At 56.8% G+C, this 1,081-nt stretch carries 1 pseudogene; it reads right to left on the bottom strand.

Annotated features, from left to right (window positions below):
* Nucleotides 1–520 precede the first annotated feature (520 nt).
* Nucleotides 521–874: pseudogene (locus VSR34_RS37985) on the bottom strand (IS5 family transposase); the annotation flags it as partial.
* Nucleotides 875–1,081 lie beyond the last annotated feature (207 nt).

Below are 1,081 nucleotides of genomic sequence, written 5' to 3'. Positions count from 1 at the left end.
CTCCGTCTCGGAAATCGCCGGGTGTGGGCCCTGTCCACACCGTGCGGCTCTGGCAGTCATGCTAACCCGCGTTTGACTTCCTACGGCAGGCCAGCCTCCGCCTCACGGAAAATCATTCTGACTTACCCTGTTCCGCATGAATTTCAGAGCGGGGCGGATCCCTCCTATTCGCCGGCGGCGGATTGTCCATGATGGCCCAGCTCACAGAGGCCATGCCTTGCCGCGTGCCATTTTGGCCCAAGCCTGTCAGCACATTTGGCTTGTACAATGATGACGACGTTTAACGGAGGTTCACATACGTTGATCGTTGCCACTCGTCCCTAGTCCCTCACCACCTTTGTGCTGGTAGATTCCGCTTTCCCTCGCGGGTCGGCGTACCGAAATCAGTCGGCGGTTACATTGTTCCCAGAGCTTCACACCGAGCTGTTACCGGCTCCGCATGTCTGGGTAGGGAACGGTTGATGGAACAACCGGTTTAATCACAACACACATCTCGTTGAGTTAGACAGAAATTCAAGCGACTTTCAGGTCGCACGTGCGCTTTCATCCCGAAGTACCATTGGTTCCCTTTCTTCGTCTGATGCATCTTCGGGTCCCGCTTGCCAGAGCCGTTCTTTGTCGAACTGGGTGCGCTAATCAAGGTCGCATCGACCGCTGAGCCTGCCTTCAACATCAAGCCTTTTTCACTCAGGAGCTCATTGACCAAGGCGAGCATCTGCGCGGCCAGTCCGTGCGTTTCGAGAAGGTGGCGGAACCACAGAATCGTGCTTTCGTCCGGCAAACGCGTCATACCTTCGTCCAGCCCCGCAAACTCACGGTACAGCGGCTCGTCATAAAGCGCATCTTCCATCGCCGGGTCCGAAAGCCCAAACCAAATGGTATGGTCGCCTCCCACAAGCGGCGGCTGAGCAATGAATGCCGTTGTCAAATCCCCGCCCTTTTAGAAGCCGGCCTTGAGCATGAGCACGCAAGTCGATGGGAATTCGGGGCGTTTTGAGCGGCTTGCGTGATGTGGCGGAGGGGATCTCCCTCAGGCATCTTGCACAAACGACGCCGAAGGGAGAGTCTCGCGTTTTCCAAG

Source organism: Paraburkholderia sp. JHI2823 (assembly GCF_038900695.1).
Taxonomy (GTDB): domain Bacteria; phylum Pseudomonadota; class Gammaproteobacteria; order Burkholderiales; family Burkholderiaceae; genus Paraburkholderia; species Paraburkholderia mimosarum.
The sequence above is the reverse complement of the archived record's forward strand: the minus strand, read 5'-3'. Positions and strand labels throughout refer to the sequence as shown.